Source organism: Streptomyces sp. YIM 130001 (assembly GCF_003574445.1).
Taxonomy (GTDB): domain Bacteria; phylum Actinomycetota; class Actinomycetes; order Streptomycetales; family Streptomycetaceae; genus Streptomyces.
Genome location: NZ_KZ984568.1, coordinates 87,043 through 103,564 on the forward strand (window position 1 = coordinate 87,043; position 16,522 = coordinate 103,564).

The window sequence follows — 16,522 nt, forward strand, 5'->3', positions numbered from 1 at the left end:
GCACGCCGGGCCCACTCAAGACACGCAGGAGCAAGTGGTGATCGAAGAGACCCTCCTCGAGGCCGAGGAGAAGATGGAGAAGGCCGTCGTGGTCGCCAAGGAGGACTTTGCCGCGATCCGCACCGGTCGTGCGCACCCGGCGATGTTCAACAAGATCGTGGCCGACTACTACGGCGCACTGACGCCGATCAACCAGCTGGCGTCGTTCTCGGTGCCCGAGCCGCGGATGGCTGTCGTCACCCCGTTCGACAAGAGCGCGCTGCGCAACATCGAGCAGGCGATCCGGGACTCGGACCTCGGCGTCAACCCGAGCAATGACGGGCACCTCATCCGGGTGGTGTTCCCCGACCTCACCGAGGAGCGCCGCAAGGAGTTCATCAAGGTCGCGCGGACCAAGAGCGAGGACGCCAAGATCTCGATCCGCGCGGTCCGCCGCAAGGCCAAGGAAGCGATCGACAAGGCCATCAAGGACGGCGACATCGGCGAGGACGAGGGCCGTCGTGCGGAGAAGGAGCTCGACGACACCACGGCGAAGTACGTCGCCCAGGTGGACGAGCTGCTCAAGCACAAGGAATCCGAGCTCCTCGAGGTCTGATGAACGACTCTTCCTGGGGGGCTCCGCCGCAGGTCGGCTATGGGGGACCGCCCGAGATGGCGCCCGTCCAGGGGCGTACCCCTGCCGGTCCTGCCTACGATGGGCCCGCTGTTCAGGAGACTCGGCCGATGCAGATCGTGCCCGAGGCGCCTGAGGCCGGACCGGACCAGGACGACCGTGGTGCGGGGGCCGCTGTGACCGGCGGCCCCTTGTTCCGCGACGAACATCCGCAGGAGCCCATGCCAACCGCGATGCCCGAGCCCCCGCAGCCGCCTCAGAAGAAGCGCGCGGGCCGCGATCTGCGGGCGGCCATAGGGGTCGGTGTGGGACTCGGCGCGGTGATCATCGCGTCGTTGTTCGTCGTCAAGGCCGCCTTCGTCGGCGTCATCGTCGTCGCCGTGGTGGTCGGGCTGTGGGAGCTGACGTCCCGGCTGCAGGAGCAGAAGTCCATCAAGGCGCCGCTCGTGCCATTGGCCGTGGGCGGGGCGGCGATGGTCGTCGCCGGCTATGTGCGCGGGGCCGAGGGGGCCTGGGTGACCATGGCGCTGACGGCCCTCGCGGTGCTCGTCTGGCGGATGATCGAGCCCCCCGAGAACTACCTGCGGGACGTCACGGCCGGTGTCTTCGCGGCCTTCTACGTTCCGTTCCTCGCGACCTTCGTCGCCATGATGCTGACCGCCGACGACGGACCCCAGCGGGTCATCACCTTCCTGCTCCTGACCGTGGTCAGCGACACCGGGGCGTACGCGATCGGCTGGCGCTTCGGCAAGCACAAGCTGGCCCCGCGCATCAGCCCCGGCAAGACCCGCGAAGGTCTGCTCGGTGCGGTGTCCTTCGCGATGGTGGCCGGCGCGCTGTGCATGCAGTTCCTGATCGACGAGGGCACCTGGTGGCAGGGGCTGCTGCTCGGTTTCGCGGTCGCGGCCAGTGCGACCCTCGGTGACCTGGGCGAGTCGATGATCAAGCGCGATCTCGGGATCAAGGACATGGGGACGCTGCTGCCCGGGCACGGCGGGATCATGGACCGCCTCGACTCACTGCTGCCGACGGCTCCTGTGGTCTGGCTGCTCCTGGTCCTCTTCGTAGGCTCCTGACCTGCCGTTTTCCTGGGTGCGGGCTCGTTGTCCACAGGGCGGCGGGCCCGCCTTCGGTTGTCTGCGACACTTGAAGCATCATGCCCAAGCCCGGAGAACTCACTTTCGTCGCGCCCCGCGGAGCCAAGAAGCCGCCGCGGCATCTCGCCGACCTCACGCCCGCCGAGCGCAAGGAAGCGGTCGCTGCGGCCGGCGAGAAGCCGTTTCGCGCGAAGCAGCTCTCGCAGCACTACTTCGCGCGGTACGCGCACGACCCCGAGCAGTGGACGGACATCCCGGCCGCGGCCCGCGGCAAGCTGCAGGAGGCGCTGCTTCCGGAGTTGATGTCGGTGATGCGGCACATCTCGTGCGACGACGACACCACCCGTAAGACCCTGTGGAAGCTGCACGACGGCACGCTCGTCGAGTCCGTCCTGATGCGTTACCCGGAGCGGGTCACCATGTGCATCTCCTCGCAGGCGGGCTGCGGGATGAACTGCCCGTTCTGCGCCACCGGCCAGGCCGGCCTCGACCGGAACCTGTCGACGGCCGAGATCGTGCACCAGATCGTGGACGGCATGCGGGCCCTGCGGGACGGCGAGGTCCCGGGCGGCCCGGCCCGCCTGTCGAACATCGTCTTCATGGGCATGGGCGAGCCCTTGGCGAACTACAACCGCGTGGTCGGCGCCATCCGCCGGCTCACCGACCCCGAGCCGGACGGCCTCGGTCTCTCGCAGCGCGGCATCACCGTCTCCACCGTCGGACTGGTGCCCGCGATGCTCCGCTTCGCCGACGAGGGCTTCAAGTGCCGGCTCGCGGTCTCCCTGCATGCTCCGGACGACGAGCTGCGCGACACCCTGGTCCCGGTCAACACCCGCTGGAAGGTCCGCGAGGTCCTCGACGCGGCATGGGCGTACGCGGACCAGTCCGGTCGCCGTATCTCCATCGAGTACGCGCTCATCCGCGACATCAACGACCAGGCGTGGCGCGGTGACCGGCTCGGCCGGCTGCTCAAGGGCAAGCGGGTGCACGTCAACCTCATCCCGCTGAACCCGACGCCCGGCTCGAAGTGGACGGCCTCGCGCCCCGAGGACGAGAAGCGCTTCGTCGAGGCCATCGCCGCGCACGGGGTGCCGGTCACCGTCCGGGACACCCGCGGTCAGGAGATCGACGGGGCCTGCGGACAGCTGGCGGCCTCCGAGCGGTAGCCTGGCCTGAAACACATCTGCATATTCCGACAGGGGAGCGCCACAGCGCTGAGAGTGCGGCACCGGTACCGGTCACCGGGACGGCAGCCGCAGACCCTCTGAACCTCGCCCGGGTCATTCCGGGTAGGGAGTTCGGTCATCTCCAAGCTGTTGCGCCCTGCCCGCACGCCGCCAGGCCTGCGGGCAGGGCCGCGTCTCTTCCTGGTCAACCCCAGGAGGAAGTCAGTGACCGCCAACAAGAAGTTCACGGCCATAGCCCTGGCCACCGGATTCGGTCTGGTCGCGCTCGCCGCCTGCGGCAGCGGCGACTCGGATTCGGGTTCCGGTTCCGACTCGAAGACCGTGACGCTGGTCAGCCACCAGTCCTTCGCCGTATCGGACGACGTACTGAAGGACTTCGAGAAGCAGTCCGGGTACAAGGTCAAGGTCCTCAAGAGCGGCGACGCCGGCGAGGCCGTCAACAAGGCGATCCTCACCAAGGACACCCCGCAGGGTGACGTCTTCTTCGGCGTCGACAACACCCTGCTGTCCCGCGCCCTCGACAACGACCTGTTCACCCCGTACGAGGCCAAGGGTCTCGACGGGATCCCGAAGGACCTGCAGCTCGACGCCGGCAAGCACCGCGTCACGCCCGTCGACACCGGCGACGTCTGCGTCAACTACGACAAGAAGTACTTCGCCGACAAGAAGCTCGATCCGCCGAAGTCCCTCGACGACCTCACCAAGCCTGCGTACAAGAACCTGCTCGTCGCCGAGAACGCCGCCACCTCCTCGCCCGGCCTCGGCTTCCTGCTCGGCACCGCCGCGGAGTACGGGGACAAGGGCTGGCCGGACTACTGGAAGAAGCTCAAGGCCAACGGCCTGAAGGTCGTCGACGGCTGGGAGCAGGCGTACAACGAGGAGTTCTCCGGCTCCGCGGGCGGTAAGAAGGCCGGCGCCGACCGTCCGCTCGTCGTCTCCTACGCCTCCAGCCCCCCGGTCGAGGTGCTGTACGCCAAGCCCAAGCCCAAGGAGGCGCCCACCGGCGTCGCGACCGGCACCTGCTTCCGGCAGACCGAGTTCGCCGGGCTGCTCTCGGGCGCGAAGAACGAGGCGGGAGGCAAGGCGCTCGTCGACTTCCTGATCTCCAAGCAGTTCCAGGAGGATCTGCCGCTGACCATGTTCGTGGACCCGGTGCTCGAGGACGCCCGGCTGCCGAAGATCTACAGCGAGTTCGGCACCAAGGTCGACAAGCCGTACACCCTCGACCCCGACAAGATCGCGGACAACCGTGAGAACTGGGTCAAGTCGTGGCAGTCACTGGTCCTGAAGTAACCGGCCCCGAGGCCGCGGACCAGGGCAAGGAGTCCTCCCCCGTACGGGACGTACGGGGGAGTGCCGTGCGGCTCGCACTGATGGCGGTGCCCTGCGCCTTCTTCGCCGTGTTCTTCGCCTACCCGGTCGCGGCGATCGTCGGGCGCGGGCTGAGGAGCGACGGCGCCTGGCACCTCGAGGGCTTCCGCGAGGTGCTCACGGACAGCGGCATCCTGCACGTCCTGTGGTTCACCGGCTGGCAGGCGCTCGCCTCCACGGCCCTCACTCTGCTGATCGCGCTCCCCGGCGCGTACGTGTTCGCGCGCTTCGAGTTCCCCGGAAAACAGCTGCTGCGGGCCGTGGTCACCGTGCCGTTCGTGCTGCCCACGGTCGTCGTCGGCACCGCCTTCCTCGCCGTGCTCGGCCGCGGCGGACTGCTCGACGATCTGTGGGGCGTACGCCTCGACTCGACGGTGTGGTCGATCCTGCTGGCCCACGTCTTCTTCAACTACGCGGTGGTCGTCCGCACCGTGGGCGGACTCTGGGCGGGTCTCGACCCGCGGCAGGAGGAGGCCGCCCGGATGCTCGGCGCTTCCCGGTTCACGGCCTGGCGGCGGGTCACGCTGCCGGCTCTGGGGCCGGCGGTGGCGGCGGCCGCGCTGATGGTGTTCCTGTTCACCTTCACCTCCTTCGGTGTCGTACTGATCCTCGGCGGGCCGACGTTCGCCACGCTCGAGGTCGAGATCTACCGGCAGACCGCCCAGTCACTCGCCCTGGACACTGCGGCGGTCCTGACCCTGGTGCAGTTCGCCGCGGTCGCGGGCGTGCTGGCCGTGCACGCCTGGACCGTGCGCCGCAGGGAGAGCGCACTGCGCCTGGTCGACACGGCGACGACCGCGCGCCGGCCCGTCGGGGCGGGCCAGTGGGCACTGCTCGGCGGGGTGCTCGTCAGTGTGCTGCTCCTCGTGGTCGTGCCGCTGGCGGTGCTCGTGGAACGGTCCTTCGACACCGCGCAGGGCTACGGACTCGGCTACTACCGTGAGTTGACCTCGACCGACGGCGGCGCGTTCCTCGTACCGCCGGTGGAGGCGATCGGGAACTCGCTGCAGTACGCCCTCGCTGCCACCGCCATCGCGCTCGTCATCGGAGGGCTCGCCTCCGCTGCGCTCACCTTCACCCGGGGGCGTTCCCGGCCGGGCCGGCTCGTCCGCGGGTTCGACGCGCTGCTGATGCTGCCGCTCGGGGTCTCCGCGGTCACCGTCGGATTCGGATTCCTGATCAGCCTGGACAAGCCGCCGCTCGATCTGCGGTCGTCGTGGATTCTGGTGCCGTTGGCGCAGGCGCTGGTCGGAGTGCCGTTCGTGGTGCGGACCATGCTGCCCGTACTGAGGGCGGTCGACGGGCGGTTGCGGGAGGCCGCGGCCGTGCTCGGGGCGTCGCCCTGGCAGGTCTGGCGCGAGGTCGACTTCCCCCTGGTGCGGCGGGCGTTGTTCGTCGCCGCGGGTTTCGCCTTCGCCGTCTCGCTCGGCGAGTTCGGGGCGACCGTGTTCATCGCGCAGCCCGACCGGCCGACCCTGCCTGTCGCCGTCACGACCCTGCTCGGCCGTCCCGGTGACCTCAACTACGGGCAGGCGATGGGCCTTTCCACGCTGCTGATGGTGACCTGCGCGGTCTGTCTGCTGCTGCTCGAACGTTCCCGTACCGACCGGACAGGGGAATTCTGATGGCCGAACAGGCCGAACAGGCCGAACAGGCCGAACAGGCCGAACAGGCCGAACGGCATGCCGGACCGGCGGTCGGACAGGCGCTGAGCCTCGACGACGTCTCCGTACGGTTCGGCGGCCACCGGGCGCTCACCGGTGTCTCGCTCGATGTCGCCGAGCGGGAGATCGTCTGTGTGCTCGGGCCGAGCGGAAGCGGCAAGTCGACTCTGCTGCGGGTCGTCGCCGGTCTCCAAGAGGCCGATGCCGGACGGGTGTTGCTGGACGGGCGTGACCAGCGGGGTGTGCCCGCGCATCGCCGGGGCGTCGGCCTGATGTTCCAGGACCATCAGCTCTTCCCGCAGCGGGACGTCGCGGGAAACGTCGGCTTCGGCCTGCGTATGCACAACGTGTCCCGGCCCGAACGGGAGCGGCGTGTCGGCGAGTTGCTCGATCTCGTCGGCCTTCCCGGTGCCGGAGCGCGCGCCGTGGCCTCGCTGTCCGGAGGTGAGCAGCAGCGGGTGGCGCTCGCCCGGGCCCTGGCCCCGAATCCGCGGCTCCTGATGCTCGACGAACCGCTCGGGCAGCTCGACCGCTCGCTGCGCGAACGCCTGGTCGTCGAACTGCGCCAGCTCTTCGGCGAGTTGGGCACCACCGTGCTGGCGGTGACGCACGATCAGGGCGAGGCCTTCGCGCTCGCCGATCGTGTGGTGGTGATGCGGGACGGCAGGATCGCCCAGTCGGGCACGCCGCTCGAGGTATGGCAGCAGCCTGCGAACGCGTTCGTCGCACGGTTCCTCGGCTTCGACAACGTCGCGGAGGCGACCGTGTCCGGCGAGGTGGCCGACACCGTCTGGGGCAAGGTCCCGGTGCCGGCCGGTGTGCCGGGTGAGACGTGCCGAATTCTGGTGCGCCCGGCGGGAGTTCGCCTGGTGCCCGTGGATGAGGGGCTGCCGTGTGCGGTCGTTGCGCGCACCTTCCGGGGTACGCATGTGGCCGTGACGCTGCGGCCGCCGGAGGGGCCGCAGCTCGAGGCGGCCTGTGCGTTGCGCGAGGCACCCGAGGTGGGGCGGACGGTCGGGGTCGTCTTCGACGCGGCGGAAGTCGTGGTGCTCGGCTCGGACTGAGCCGATTGAGCGGACTGAGTGGATTGAGCGGACTGACCGGGCTGCTCGCCGCGCGAGCTGCGTTCCTGGTGTGCGCCGGGGGATGTCCGCGCGACACCCGTTGAAGGGGCCCGTTTCCCGGTACGCGGAGCAGCGCGCTAGGGTGGCGGCTGAGGTTAAGGTAAACCTAACCTAACTATCCGGGTGGAAGTGGAAGTCCCTCGATGACCCAGTCGATTGCGGAAGTGCAAGTACTGCCCCAGCGGCCGATGTTCGTGACCGTCACCGCGGTGCGACGCCTCTCGCCACGCATGGCGCGGATCACCCTCGCCGGGCCGAGTGTGCGCGATTTCGCGTACTCGGGGCCCGATCAGCTGGCACGCGTCTTCTTCCCGGTGAGCACCGACTTCCGCCTGCCGCAGACCGACCGGTGGTGGCCCGAACTGCAGGCGATGCCCGACGAGCGCCGCCCGGTTCTGCGCAATTACACCGTCCGCCGGATCGACCGGGCTAGCGGAGAGCTGGACATCGACTTCGTGCTGCACGGCGACAGCGGACCCGCGTCGGCGTGGGCGTGCTCGGCGGTGCCGGGCGATCGCCTCGGCATCCTCAGCGACGGTTCCTTCTACCGTCCGGGCGACGCGGACTGGCAGCTGATCATCGGGGACGAGACGGCGCTGCCGGCGATCGCCTCGATCCTGGAGGGGCTGCGAACCCCCGCGCGCGTACTGCTCGAAGTGGGCGACGAACGCGATGCGCTCGGCCTCGCCGCCCCCGCGACCTGGCTGTACCGGTCGGGGCCGCGCGGCTCGCGGGTCCTGGAGGCGCTGCGGGAGACGCCGTTCCCGGAGGGCAAGCCGTACGTGTGGGTCGCCGGTGAGTCGAGGCTGGCCACCTCGGTCCGGCGCTACCTGGTCGATGAGCGGTCCCTCGACAAGGAGCAGATCTACTTCTGCGGTTACTGGCGCGCCGACCGGGCTCCCGCACAACCGGCTGCCGTCTGAGCGCCTGGGCCGGTGCTCGTGGTGCGGGTCCGCGGTGCCCTCAGACCGGTTCCTCCGCTGTGGTCGCGTCCATCCACGTGACCTCCCAGTGGTGGCCGTCCGGGTCGTAGAACGAACGGCCGTACATCAAGCCGTAGTCCACCGGCTCGGCCGCCGGGGTGCCTCCGGCCGCCAGTGCTGCGTCGGCGAGCCTGTCCACGTCAGCGCGGGTCTCGGCGCTCAGGCAGAGCAGGACCGCGGTGGACCGGGTGGAGTCGGCGAGGGGCTTCTTGGCGAAGTCGGCCAGGCGTTCCTTCGTCATCAGCATGGCGTAGATGGTGTCGCTGATGACGAGGCAGGCGGTGTTCTCGTCGCTGAAGAACGGGTTGAAGGAGTAGCCGATCTCCTCGAAGAACTTCCGGGATTTCGTCAGGTCGTCGACGGCCAGATTGATGAAGATCATCTGTTGGTAGCTGCCGGTGGCCATGTCTGTCGCTCCTCGGTCGATGCCCTGGCGTTCGCAGAGATAGACCGGGGTGCCGCGCGGAACTCATCGCCCGCGCGGGAAAATTCTTCACGACATCAGGCCGACAGTGGCCAGCCTGCCGATCGCCCAGGTCAGCGGCCCGAACACGGCAAGCAGAATGGCCAACCGAAGTCCGGCCGCAGCCCTCAACAGCGATACGGGAGCGCCGAGTCGGAGCAGAGCGGCCGTGGTGAGCGACCTCTCCTGGCGCGATTCGACGGCCGCGCTCAGCAGTGTCAGCGCGGTGCAGCCGGCGACCAGGCAGGCGCCCAGAACGGTCAGCGGGCCCATGGACGTCGCGGCGCCCTCGCGCAGCGACGCATTGCTCTCGTGCAACGTCGCCACCGCGACGGCGACCGCCGCCACGGCGCACACCACACCGAGCGGACGCCCGATCCGCCGGGCCTCCTCCTGCAGTACCCGGCCGCCGAGCAGTCGCGCGGCCCCGGGTCGCAGGGCCCCCAGCACCTTCCCGCAGAGGTAGGTGAGGCCTGGACCGGCGAGGGCGAGGCCGACGGCGGTGACGGCAAGTCCGAAGAGCACGGAGGCGGGTGTGCCGCCGGCCAGACGCCCCGGCAGCGGGAGCGCGCTCTGTCCGCTGCGCGCCGCGTACATCTCCAGGGCCACACCGGCCGCCATCAGAGCAACGCCCCACGGCAGCCCGGTCGGTGCGGGCGCTGGAGCCGGCGGCTCGGGCACCGACAGGAAGGGGGCGTCGGCGGGGGAGGGGTCGTCGGCCCGGACGGGCCCCGCCTCCGCGCCGGCGGCCGTGACGGCCGCCATCGCCAACTCCCGTCGCTCGCCCGGAACTTCGACGCCGAGTGAGGCCGGGTCGTGCTCCGCGTCCAGCAACTCGTCCGCCGCCGGCAGGGGCTCCGGGGTGGATGCCCGCTCGGTCGTGGCGGCCGTTCCGCCCCGCGCCGGCTTGAGCGCGAGGGCACTCGCCAGGGCGCCGGCCACCGGTACCACGGCAAGGAGTGTCAGGGCCGCGGGGAGCGGCAACGGCTGGTCCGCGGCGAGCAGTTCACGTGCCGCGCCGTCGAACGGCAGCCCCGACAGATCGCCGCGCAGATGCAGGAAGAACAGCAGCGCGACCATCGAGCCGAGCAGACAGGACACTGCGGTGGACACGGCGGCGAGAGTCATCAGGCGGGCGGGGCCGAGTCCGACGGCCGAGAGCCCGGCACGCGGCCGGATCCCCGGGTCGGTCCGTGACACGGCCACAGCCAGCTGGATCGTCGCGGCCACCGGAGCCACGCACCAGGCGAGCCGGAGCAGTGAGCCGCTCGCGGCCTGCACGTGGCCGAGCGCATGCCCGAGTGTGCACAGGAGCAGGAACCCGGTGCCGGCCGATGCGGCCGCGACCGAAAGGCGGCGCAGCAGGACGACCGGGTGGGCGCCACGGGCTAGACGGAGAGCGAGCACGCCGCCCCTTCCCCTTCGGGCGTACGGGCGGCGTGCACCCGGCGGCCGTCGAGCAGGGACACCGCGCGGTCGGCGAGGGCCGCGACGGTGTCGTCGTGGGTGGCGAGCACCATCGTGATGCCGTGGGTGCGGGCCGCGGTGGTGAGCGTGCGCAGCACATGGGTGCGGTCGGCGCGGTGCAGCGGTGCGGTGGGCTCGTCGGCGAAGATCACGGTCGGCTCGGTGACCAGGGCGCGGGTGATGGCGACTCGCTGGCGTTCGGCCTGGGTCAGCGCGTGCGGGCGCTTGCGGGCGCAGGCGCCGACATCCAGGCGTTCCAGCCATTCGACGGCGACCTTGCGCGAGGGGCGGTTCGCGTAGCCGCGCAGCAGGAGCGGCAGGGCCGCGTTCTCCCAGGCGTTGAGCTCGGGGACCAGATGCGGTTCGGGGTCGATCCAGCCGAAGCGGTCCCGGCGCAGCCGTTCCCGGGTCAGCGGGCCCATGGTGTGTACGGGAGTGGAGTTGAACCACACCTCGCCCTGGCGGGCGACGAGTTGACCCGAGAGGCACTGCAGCAGGGTCGTCTTTCCGGAGCCGCGGGGGCCGGTCACGGCGAGGATCTCGCCGTCCTGGACACCGAGCGACACCCCGGTCAGAGCGGGTGATCCATTGCGGGAGACGTGCAGGGCGCGGGCCCAGAGCACGTCGTTGTCCGGCGGGGCAACCATGGCGAACAGCACCTCGGTTCAGTGACGACGGTGACTCGGCTCGAGCAGGTGGGCCCCTGGGGCTTGTCGTTGGGGCTTGTCTCCTCGAGCCCCGGCGGGGGACTCCCCCGTTTGAGGGAACGAGGACAGGGTCGATTCGGTCACTGGCACCGTAGGGACACGGCTGCGGGGAGCGGACAACGCGCGGCCCGGCCCTGCCCCGTTCTCACTCGAACGGGGCAGGGTCGGGCCGCGTGGGGCTCCCTGGCGACGGGAGCAGGCCGGTCTAGAGCTTCGTCCAGGCCTCGGTGAGCACCGTGCGCAGGATCTGCTCGATCTCGTCGAACGTCGACCGGTCCGCGATCAGCGGCGGCGCGAGCTGCACCACGGGGTCACCGCGGTCGTCGGCCCGGCAGTACAGGCCGTTCTCGTACAGCGCCTTGGAGAGGAAGCCGTAGAGGACGCGCTCGGTCTCCTCGTCGTTGAACGTCTCCTTGGTGGCCTTGTCCTTGACGAGTTCGATGCCGTAGAAGAAGCCGTTGCCGCGGACGTCGCCGACGATCGGGAGGTCGTGCAGCTTCTCCAGGGTGGCGCGGAAGGTGCCCTCGTTGTCCAGGACGTGCTGGTTGAGGCCTTCGCGCTCGAAGATGTCGAGGTTGGTGAGGGCCACGGCGGCGGAGACCGGGTGGCCGCCGAAGGTGTAGCCGTGCAGGAAGGTGTTGTCGCCCTGGTAGAACGGCTCGGCCAGGCGGTCGGAGATGACGCAGGCGCCGATCGGCGAGTAGCCCGAGGTCATGCCCTTGGCGCAGGTGATCATGTCCGGTACGTAGCCGAACTTGTCGCAGGCGAAGGTCGTGCCGAGCCGGCCGAAGGCGCAGATCACCTCGTCGGAGACGAGCAGCACGTCGTACTGGTCGCAGATCTCGCGGACCCGCTGGAAGTAGCCGGGCGGGGGCGGGAAGCAGCCGCCGGCGTTCTGCACGGGCTCCAGGAAGACGGCGGCGACCGTGTCGGGGCCCTCGAAGAGGATCTGCTGCTCGATCTGGTCGGCGGCCCATCGGCCGTAGGCCACCGGGGCGTCGGCGTGGGCGTAGCTCGGGGCGCGGTAGATGTTGGTGTTCGGGACCTTGTGGGCGCCGGGGACCAGCGGCTCGAACGGGGCCCTCAGGGCGGGCAGTCCGGTGATGGACAGGGCGCCCTGCGGGGTGCCGTGGTAGGCGACGGCGCGCGAGATGACCTTGTGCTTGGTGGGCTTGCCGACGAGCTTGAAGTACTGCTTCGCCAGCTTCCAGGCGGTCTCGACAGCCTCGCCGCCGCCGGTGGTGAAGAAGACCTTGTTCAGGTCGCCGGGGGCGTGGTGCGCGAGGCGCTCGGCCAGCTCGACGGCCTTCGGGTGGGCGTAGGACCACACCGGGAAGAACGAGAGCTCCTGGGCCTGCTTGTAGGCGGTCTCGGCGAGTTCGACGCGGCCGTGCCCCGCGTTCACGACGAACAGGCCGGCGAGGCCGTCGAGGTAGCGCTTGCCCTTGTCGTCGTAGATGTAGGTGCCCTCACCGCGCACGATGGTGGGCACCGGTGAGTTCTCGTAGTCCGACATGCGGGTGAAGTGCATCCACAGGTGGTCGTACGCGGTGCGGCTGAGGTCCTTGCTCACGGCTATCGGGTTCCCCACATGTAGGTCTGCTTCTTGAGCTTCAGGTAAACGAAGCTCTCGGTGGAGCGCACGCCGGGCAGCGTCCGGACGCGCTTGTTGATCACCTCGAGGAGGTGGTCGTCGTCCTCGCAGACGATTTCCACCATCAGGTCGAAGGACCCTGCGGTGATCACGATGTACTCGACTTCCTCCATGGCCTCGAGCGCGTCGGCGACGGGGTCGAGGTCCCCGTCGACGTGGATGCCGAGCATCGCCTGGCGGCGGAAGCCCACGGTGAGCGGGTCCGTGACCGCGACGATCTGCATCACGCCCTGGTCGAGCAGCTTCTGGACGCGCTGGCGCACGGCGGCCTCGGAGAGTCCGACGGCCTTGCCGATCGCGGCGTACGGGCGGCGGCCGTCCTCCTGGAGCTGCTCGATGATCGCGAGGGACACGGCGTCGACCGAGCCTGAGGAGCGCCGGGACGGGTCGTTCCCGGCCGCGGGGGCCGGGACGCGGGATGTGCCGTGACCGTTGCTGGAATCTGCGCTTCGACTGACCACGCGCCCACTGTGCACGAGGTCTCGTCTGTTCCGCAAGGCCGGATCGATGAAATTCGTTGTACGTGGCATTCCATGTAACGGAATCCGCAGATGTGGTGGTCCAGCGGTGTCGAAAGCGTCGGTCTACGGTCTAGGGTGGATGTCTCACCCATCGGACACCCACCCAGGAGGGCCGCCAGTGACCACCGAACTGCGTCGTCTGCGCAACTACATCGACGGGGAGTTCCGGGACGCCTCGGACGGGCGGACCACCGAGGTGGTCAACCCGGCCACGGGCGAGGCCTACGCCACCGCCCCGCTGTCCGGACAGGCCGACGTCGACGCCGCCATGGCCGCGGCAGCCGCCGCCTTCCCCGCCTGGCGCGACCTCGTGCCCGGCGAACGCCAGAAGGCACTGCTCAAGATCGCCGACGCCTTCGAGGAGCGTGCCGAGGAACTGATCGCGATCGAGTCGGAGAACTGCGGGAAGCCGATCGGCCTGACCCGCAGCGAAGAGATTCCGATGATGCTCGACCAGATCCGGTTCTTCGCCGGCGCGGCCCGGATGCTCGAAGGGCGCGCGGGCGCCGAGTACATGGAGGGCCTCACCTCCTTCGTGCGGCGCGAGCCGATCGGAGTCTGTGCCCAGGTCGCACCCTGGAACTACCCGATGATGATGGGCGTGTGGAAGTTCGCACCGGCGCTCGCCGCGGGCAACACCGTGGTGCTCAAGCCCTCGGACACCACCCCCGCCTCCACCGTCCTGATGGCCGAGATCATCGGCTCCATCGTCCCGAAGGGCGTCTTCAACGTCGTCACCGGCGACCGCGACACCGGCCGCCTGATGGTCGAGCACAAGACCCCGGCGATGGCATCCATCACCGGCTCCGTCCGGGCCGGAATGCAGGTCGCCGAGACCGCGGCCAAGGATCTCAAGCGGGTCCATCTGGAGCTCGGCGGCAAGGCGCCGGTCGTGGTCTTCGAGGACGCCGACATCGCCGAGGCCGTCGGCGGCATCTCCGAGGCGGGCTTCTTCAACGCCGGCCAGGACTGTACGGCCGCCACCCGCGTCCTCGTCCACGAGTCCGTCCACGACGAGTTCGTCACCGCGCTCGCCAAGGCCGCCGCCGACACGAAGACCGGCTCGGCGGACGACGAGGACGTCGCCTACGGACCGCTCAACAACGCGAACCAGCTCGCCCAGGTCACCGGCTTCATCGACCGCCTTCCCGCCCACGCCAAGGTCGAGGCGGGCGGCCAACGCGTCGGCGACAAGGGCTACTTCTATGCCGCGACCGTCGTCTCCGGCCTCAAGCAGGACGACGAGATCATCCAGAACGAGGTCTTCGGGCCGGTCATCACCGTGCAGTCCTTCACGGACGAGGACCAGGCGGTCTCGTACGCGAACGACGTCGAGTACGCGCTCGCCTCCTCGGTCTGGACGAAGGACCACGCACGTGCGATGCGGCTCTCCAAGGCGCTCGACTTCGGCTGCGTGTGGATCAACACCCACATCCCGCTGGTCGCCGAGATGCCGCACGGCGGATTCAAGAAGTCCGGCTACGGCAAGGACCTCTCGTCGTACGGCTTCGACGACTACACCCGGATCAAGCACGTCATGACATCGCTGGGCTGAACCGGCGGACGAGGCGAGCGCGGCCCCGGACGGGAACTTCCGTCCGGGGCCGTGTTGTTGTGGGTCAGTCCTGGGCGCGGGACAGGCTCTGGGCGAACACGTCCTGCGCCATGTCCTTGACGTACACCAGGCCGTCGATGTGCGGCAGGTGGGACGGGGCGAGCGAGGCGTAGCCGAACCACGGGGACTCGCGGGGCTCGGGCAAGGGGTCGCCGAGAGCGGTGGTGAGCCGGGCGGGGTCGATCAGACGCCGGTCGTCGGGGAGTCGGTGGAGGAGGCCTTCGAGGGTGCCCGCATCCGGGGCGTCCACGCCCTGGTGGCGGATGGTGCCGAGGGCGGTGGCCACGAAGGCGTACTCCTGCTCCAGGCGGGCGCTCACGAGCGCGCCGGCGCTCCACCACTCGACGAGCGGGTGGTCCCACATGCTCATCGTGCTCTGCACCCGCTGCAGATGGGAGTTGTGGGCGAACACCAGAGTCGGGTTCCGGTCGGTGAGGGCCAGGAGATTCTCGGCCATCATCGAGTCCCGCTGGGCGAACAGCCGGTTCATGCGCTCCGGAGAGGTGTCGGTCATCCAGCGGTGGTAGCGCAGCAGGCCGGACGCGGTGCGCGCGTACAGGCGGGCCCGGTCCCAGGCCTCTCGCGAGGCGGACCGGAGCAGGTGCGGGGTCCGGGTGTCGAGGAGAGTCGTCAGATCGTCGGCGAGCAGGCGTAGTCGACGGGCTTCGGAGGACTGGCCCACGGACCGCTCGGGCTTCATCATCGCGTCCGGGTTCGTCCAGCGGTCGTCGGCGCCGAGCAGGGTGTCGAGGGTGTCCCGGGTGCAGGGGAGCAGCTCCGTGGGAACGGCGGCGGCGAGGTAGTCGTGCAGCGCGAGGAGGGCCCGGCGGGGGCTCTCGGCGCCGGAGATCTCCAGCGGCCCGTCGAAGCCGGCGAAGCCGACCTGCTCGGACTCGGGACGGGACGCGTTGTGGGCGCGCATCCAGCGCACCAGCTCGCGGTTGCCCGCGTGTGCGCCGAAGCCGTGGCTGAATCCGTGTGCCATGACCTCGTCGAGTGTGCCGGTCCCCGTGGTGACGTAGTCGTCGACGGTCAGGCCCAGCAGGCAGTCGCTCTCGATCGCGATCGTCCGGTAGCCCTCCTCCTCGACCAGCTGCCGGAACAGGTGATTGCGCATTTCCAGGAGTGTGTCCTCGCCGTGGGTCGGCTCGCCCAGGGCGAGCAGCCGGGGTCGGGTCCGGAGCAGGCCGAGGACGGTGGAGGCCTCGACCGGGTGGGTGGTGTCCTTGATGTCGGTAGCCATGCCTTCAACGGTATCGCTGAACTTTCGGTGGAAACTTTTTCCCGCAAGCCAGAGGTAGGGTCGCCTTCATGGTGGAAAAGCTTCAATCGCGGGTTCGGCTGAGGCCGGTCGATCTGGCGCGCGGGCAGGGTCTGTCCACCCAGGCGGTCCGCAACTACGAGGAGGCCGGCATCCTTCCGGCCGCCGAGCGCACGGCCACCGGGTACCGCACCTACACCCCGCTGCACGCGAGCGCTCTGCGCACCTTTCTCGCCCTGCTGCCCGGGCACGGCCACCGGACGGCGACCGCGATCATGCGGGCGGTGAACGCGGGGGCGGCGGACGACGCGTTCGGGCTCATCGACGAGAGCCACGCCCAACTCCTGGACGACAGGCGCACTTTGCGGGCCGTGGAGAGCACGCTGCGGGACCTGGAGCCCGTCGCGCCCACCGTGCACGCCGACACGTTCATCGGGCCGCTGGCGGAGCAGCTCTGCATCCGGCCGGCCACCCTGCGCAAGTGGGAGCGGGCCGGGCTGGTGCAACCGCGCCGCGATCCGCTGACCGGGTACCGGGTGTACGGCGAGGCCGACGTGCGGGACGTCCAGCTCGCCCACCAACTCAGGCGCGGCGGATATCTGTTGGAGCAGATCGCCCCGCTGATCACCCAGGTGAGGGAGGCCGGCGGTCTGGAGCCACTCGAGGCCGCCCTGACCGACTGGCGCAGTCGATTGTCCGCCCGCGGGCGAGCGCTGCTGAACGGGGCGGCGGAGCTGGAGGCGTATCTGCGCGAGCGCGGGTGAGCCGTCGGGGCCCGACGGGGCACGCATACCC

15 protein-coding genes and 1 riboswitch are annotated in these 16,522 nt (G+C 69.9%); of the genes, 9 read left to right on the forward strand and 6 right to left on the reverse strand.

What is annotated here, in order from left to right:
• The first annotated feature begins 37 nt into the window (after window positions 1-37).
• The 7 genes from frr to DSC45_RS30490 all read left to right on the forward strand — a co-directional run bounded on the left by frr (window position 38) and on the right by DSC45_RS30490 (window position 7,979).
• Window positions 38-595, forward strand: coding sequence for a ribosome recycling factor (frr, locus tag DSC45_RS30460; RefSeq protein WP_119295214.1), 558 nt, complete (start codon window positions 38-40; stop codon window positions 593-595).
• Window positions 595-1,689, forward strand: a complete 1,095-nt coding sequence (locus DSC45_RS30465; RefSeq protein WP_119295215.1) for a phosphatidate cytidylyltransferase — start codon at window positions 595-597, stop codon at window positions 1,687-1,689. The genes frr and DSC45_RS30465 overlap by 1 nt, the downstream gene beginning before the upstream one ends.
• Before the next feature lie 80 nt (window positions 1,690-1,769).
• On the forward strand, window positions 1,770-2,876 hold the full coding sequence (gene rlmN, locus DSC45_RS30470) for a dual-specificity RNA methyltransferase RlmN (RefSeq protein WP_119295216.1): 1,107 nt from the start codon (window positions 1,770-1,772) through the stop codon (window positions 2,874-2,876).
• Between the two features lie 21 nt (window positions 2,877-2,897).
• A riboswitch (TPP riboswitch) is annotated at window positions 2,898-3,024 on the forward strand.
• A 77-nt stretch (window positions 3,025-3,101) separates the two neighbouring features.
• Window positions 3,102-4,190 carry a thiamine ABC transporter substrate-binding protein gene (locus DSC45_RS30475; RefSeq protein ID WP_240434930.1) on the forward strand — a complete coding sequence of 363 codons (1,089 nt, stop codon included), beginning with the start codon at window positions 3,102-3,104 and terminating at the stop codon, window positions 4,188-4,190.
• A gap of 80 nt (window positions 4,191-4,270) precedes the next feature.
• Window positions 4,271-5,893 (forward strand): ABC transporter permease, encoded by a 1,623-nt coding sequence (locus tag DSC45_RS30480; protein ID WP_119295256.1) that lies wholly within the window; start codon window positions 4,271-4,273, stop codon window positions 5,891-5,893.
• Complete coding sequence (locus DSC45_RS30485) at window positions 5,893-6,996, forward strand: ABC transporter ATP-binding protein (protein WP_119295217.1); 1,104 nt, start codon at window positions 5,893-5,895, stop codon at window positions 6,994-6,996. Before DSC45_RS30480 ends, DSC45_RS30485 begins: the two co-directional genes overlap by 1 nt.
• Window positions 6,997-7,199: 203 nt before the next feature.
• Complete coding sequence (locus DSC45_RS30490; RefSeq protein ID WP_119295218.1) at window positions 7,200-7,979, forward strand: siderophore-interacting protein; 780 nt, start codon at window positions 7,200-7,202, stop codon at window positions 7,977-7,979.
• Window positions 7,980-8,019: 40 nt separating this feature from the next.
• On the opposite strand, the gene DSC45_RS30495 is transcribed toward DSC45_RS30490, so the two are convergent.
• The 5 genes from DSC45_RS30495 to DSC45_RS30515 form a co-directional block, all read right to left on the reverse strand.
• Complete coding sequence (locus DSC45_RS30495; RefSeq protein WP_119295219.1) at window positions 8,020-8,445, reverse strand: VOC family protein; 426 nt, start codon at window positions 8,443-8,445, stop codon at window positions 8,020-8,022.
• Between the two features lie 87 nt (window positions 8,446-8,532).
• Complete coding sequence (locus DSC45_RS30500; RefSeq protein WP_119295220.1) at window positions 8,533-9,909, reverse strand: hypothetical protein; 1,377 nt, start codon at window positions 9,907-9,909, stop codon at window positions 8,533-8,535.
• A complete protein-coding gene (locus tag DSC45_RS30505; RefSeq protein ID WP_119295257.1) occupies window positions 9,891-10,616 on the reverse strand; it encodes an ABC transporter ATP-binding protein in 726 nt (241 codons plus the stop codon). Before DSC45_RS30505 ends, DSC45_RS30500 begins: the two co-directional genes overlap by 19 nt.
• Window positions 10,617-10,881: 265 nt before the next feature.
• Window positions 10,882-12,267 carry an aspartate aminotransferase family protein gene (locus DSC45_RS30510; RefSeq protein WP_119295221.1) on the reverse strand — a complete coding sequence of 462 codons (1,386 nt, stop codon included), beginning with the start codon at window positions 12,265-12,267 and terminating at the stop codon, window positions 10,882-10,884.
• Complete coding sequence (locus tag DSC45_RS30515; RefSeq protein WP_119295222.1) at window positions 12,252-12,806, reverse strand: Lrp/AsnC family transcriptional regulator; 555 nt, start codon at window positions 12,804-12,806, stop codon at window positions 12,252-12,254. The genes DSC45_RS30510 and DSC45_RS30515 overlap by 16 nt, the downstream gene beginning before the upstream one ends.
• A 163-nt stretch (window positions 12,807-12,969) precedes the next feature.
• Between DSC45_RS30515 and DSC45_RS30520 the strand changes: the two genes are divergently transcribed.
• Window positions 12,970-14,406, forward strand: coding sequence for a gamma-aminobutyraldehyde dehydrogenase (locus tag DSC45_RS30520; RefSeq protein WP_119295223.1), 1,437 nt, complete (start codon window positions 12,970-12,972; stop codon window positions 14,404-14,406).
• Between the two features lie 64 nt (window positions 14,407-14,470).
• Here the strand turns inward: DSC45_RS30520 and DSC45_RS30525 are convergent, their stop codons facing one another.
• Entirely contained in the window at window positions 14,471-15,709 is a 1,239-nt protein-coding gene (locus DSC45_RS30525) for an erythromycin esterase family protein (protein WP_119295224.1), read from the reverse strand.
• 68 nt (window positions 15,710-15,777) lie between these two features.
• On the opposite strand from DSC45_RS30525, the gene DSC45_RS30530 reads away from it, so the two are divergent.
• Window positions 15,778-16,491 carry a TioE family transcriptional regulator gene (locus tag DSC45_RS30530; RefSeq protein ID WP_119295225.1) on the forward strand — a complete coding sequence of 238 codons (714 nt, stop codon included), beginning with the start codon at window positions 15,778-15,780 and terminating at the stop codon, window positions 16,489-16,491.
• Window positions 16,492-16,522: the final 31 nt, after the last annotated feature.

Coding starts and splice junctions, on each gene's coding strand:
- DSC45_RS30530 (WP_119295225.1), top strand. CDS start 15,778: ATGGTGGAAAAGCTTCAATCGCGGGTTCGGCTGAGGCCGGTCGATCTG.
- rlmN (WP_119295216.1), top strand. CDS start 1,770: ATGCCCAAGCCCGGAGAACTCACTTTCGTCGCGCCCCGCGGAGCCAAG.
- DSC45_RS30485 (WP_119295217.1), top strand. CDS start 5,893: ATGGCCGAACAGGCCGAACAGGCCGAACAGGCCGAACAGGCCGAACAG.
- DSC45_RS30495 (WP_119295219.1), bottom strand. CDS start 8,445: ATGGCCACCGGCAGCTACCAACAGATGATCTTCATCAATCTGGCCGTC.
- DSC45_RS30490 (WP_119295218.1), top strand. CDS start 7,200: ATGACCCAGTCGATTGCGGAAGTGCAAGTACTGCCCCAGCGGCCGATG.
- DSC45_RS30480 (WP_119295256.1), top strand. CDS start 4,271: ATGGCGGTGCCCTGCGCCTTCTTCGCCGTGTTCTTCGCCTACCCGGTC.
- DSC45_RS30465 (WP_119295215.1), top strand. CDS start 595: ATGAACGACTCTTCCTGGGGGGCTCCGCCGCAGGTCGGCTATGGGGGA.
- DSC45_RS30525 (WP_119295224.1), bottom strand. CDS start 15,709: ATGGCTACCGACATCAAGGACACCACCCACCCGGTCGAGGCCTCCACC.
- DSC45_RS30505 (WP_119295257.1), bottom strand. CDS start 10,616: ATGGTTGCCCCGCCGGACAACGACGTGCTCTGGGCCCGCGCCCTGCAC.